The sequence below is a fragment of the Streptomyces albidochromogenes genome (assembly GCF_005981925.1).
In the GTDB taxonomy this organism is placed as follows: Bacteria; Actinomycetota; Actinomycetes; order Streptomycetales; family Streptomycetaceae; genus Streptomyces; species Streptomyces albidochromogenes.
Genome location: NZ_VBVX01000524.1, coordinates 1 through 2,479, shown reverse-complemented (window position 1 = coordinate 2,479; position 2,479 = coordinate 1). Strand labels below are relative to the sequence as shown.

2 protein-coding genes are annotated in these 2,479 nt (G+C 74.5%); both read right to left on the bottom strand.

Annotation, left to right across the window (positions count from 1 at the left end; genetic code table 11):
• Positions 1-63: 63 nt before the first annotated feature.
• A complete protein-coding gene (locus E2E34_RS33395) occupies positions 64-1,410 on the bottom strand; it encodes a sensor histidine kinase (RefSeq protein WP_138905580.1) in 1,347 nt (448 codons plus the stop codon).
• 95 nt (positions 1,411-1,505) lie between these two features.
• Positions 1,506-2,479 (bottom strand): sensor histidine kinase (locus E2E34_RS33390; protein WP_138905579.1); only part of this gene is annotated, 974 nt, incomplete at its 5' end.

Genomic DNA, 2,479 nt, shown 5'->3' with positions numbered 1-2,479 from the left:
AGGGGGGAGAGCGGGGGCGGGGGCGGCCCGCCGGCCGCCCCCGCCGCTGTCGGCCGCTCCGGGTCAGCCCCGCCAGGGCAGCTCCGCCGTGACGGTCGTCGGGCCGCCCACCGGCGAGTCGACGACCAGGATCCCGTCGACCGCGTCCAGCCGCTCCGCGAGCCCCGCGAGCCCCGAACCGGCCGTCGTGTCCGCCCCGCCCCTGCCGTCGTCGCCGACCTGGAGCATCAGCCGGTCCGCCGTCTGCCACACCTCGACCGTGGCCCGGGACGCCTGGGCGTGCTTGCTGACGTTCTGGAGGAGCTCGGAGACGGTGAAGTACGCGATGCCCTCGATGGCCGCGGCCGGCCGGGCCGGAAGGTCCACCTCGACCCGCACCGGCACCGTGCACCGGGAGGCCACCGACGAGAGCGCCGCGTCCAGACCGCGGTCGGTCAGGACGGCCGGGTGGATGCCGCGGGCCAGGTCACGCAGCTCCTGGAGCGCGATCTTCACCTCGCCGTGCGCCTCGTCCACCATGCGCGCGGCGGCCTCCGGGTCCTGCGTCAGCTTCTCCTTGGCCAGCCCCAGGTCCATCGCGAGGGCGACGAGCCTGGCCTGCGCCCCGTCGTGCAGGTCCCGCTCGATGCGCCGCAGGTCGGCGGCCGCCGTGTCGACGACGACACCCCGGTCCGACTCCAGCTCCGACACGCGGGTGGCGAGCCGGGACGGACCGAGCAGCCCGGTCACCATCACCTTGTCCACCATCACCAGGCCGCGCATGAGCCAGGGGGTGACGAGGACGAGGACCAGACCGAACGCGCTGGTCGCCGCCAGCTCGACGGGCTTGTCGAGGTAGACGTGGTGCGTGGCGTCGCCGTACAGCTGGATGCCGTCCACACCGACGTAGGCCGGGAACACCCACTGCCACAGCGGGTACGTGAGCGCGGCCCAGCCGTACGACCACAGCGTCAGCGCCACCGAGAAGGCGAACACCGCCCAGGGCATGTGCAGCACGGCGTACAGCAGGTGACGCCACGACGTGCCGCTCTTGAGCATCGCGCCGATCCAGGCCATCGGCCCGCCGCCCGCCTTGATCCGCACCGGCGGCGGGTCCGCCACGTCCAGCTTGAGCAGGCCCCTGGCGCGGGCCCGCTCCATCGCCCCGAACCCGCGGCAGCCGGCCAGGCCCGCCGCGAGCACCGGTACGCCGCAGAAGGTGATCAGCAGGCCCATGCCCAGCGACGTCATGGTGATCGCGAAGACGAAGATCAGCACGCTGATCGGCAGGCTGAGCATCAGGTAGCCGAACTCGCGCCAGGTCCGGCCCTCGACCGGCGCGCGCAGCACCGGCGGAAGGAGGTGCCTCCTCGGGGGCCGGCCGGCGGGCTCCCACTGGTCCCGGGTCTGCGGGGCGTACTCCGTGGCCATCGCTGCCGTCCGTTTCTGCTCTGTGAGTTCCGGTGAGCGTCGCTGTGTGTGACTCAAGAATGCGGGGGAGTGCGCGGCCTGGACCATGAGGCCGGTCACCGTTTCCGCCCGGGGGTTTTCCCCACCCCGGCGCCCACCCCGGCACCCGCGCCGGCGGTGTGCCCGGCCCTGTGGCCGGCCGCACCGCCCCGGCCCGAACCGTCGCGGTCGCGCCAGGGCAGCTCGGCCGTCACCGTCGTCGGGCCGCCCTCGGGGGAGTCGAGCGCGAGCAGTCCGTCCACCGCGCCGAGCCGGTCGGCGAGACCGGCCATGCCCGTGCCGCCGTCCAGCCGCGCGCCCCCGCGCCCGTCGTCGCACACCTGGATCAGCAGCCGGTCGCCGCTGCGCCACACGTCCACCGACGCGGACCGGGCGCCGCTGTGCTTGCTGACGTTCTGGAGCAGCTCGGAGACCGTGAAGTACGCGATGCCCTCGATCGCCTCCGCCGGCCGCGCCGCCAGATCGACCGAGACCCGCACCGGAGCCGTGCAGCGCGACGCGATCGACGACAGCGCCGCGTCCAGGCCGCGGTCGGTGAGGACGGCCGGGTGGATGCCGCGCGCCAGGTCCCGCAGCTCCTGCAGCGCCAGCTTCACCTCGCCGTGCGCCTCGTCGACCATCGCCGCCGCGGCGACCGGGTCCTTGAAGTCCCCGGTCAGCTTCTCCCGCGCCATGCCGAGCCCCATGGCGAGCGCCACGAGCCTGGCCTGCGCCCCGTCGTGCAGGTCCCGTTCGATGCGCCGCAGATCGGCCGCCGCCGTGTCCACGACGACGCCCCGGTCCGACTCCAGCTCGGCGATCCGCCGCTCCAGCTCGTCGGACGGGCACAGCAGGCCCCGGACCATCGCCCGGTCGACGTTGGCCATCGCACGCGCGAGATACGGCAGCACCGGCCACAGCACGACGAGCCCGGCCAGCGTCACCGCGAACGTCAGCACGCCCCAGGGCAGCCGGACGAACGCGTACAGCGCCGCCCGCCACCCCACCGGGTCCTTCACGCGCGCCCACAGCCGCGCGAACACACCACCGC

Excerpts from the sequence above, each read along its gene's own strand:
- E2E34_RS33395 (WP_138905580.1), bottom strand. The coding sequence starts at position 1,410 with ATGGCCACGGAGTACGCCCCGCAGACCCGGGACCAGTGGGAGCCCGCC.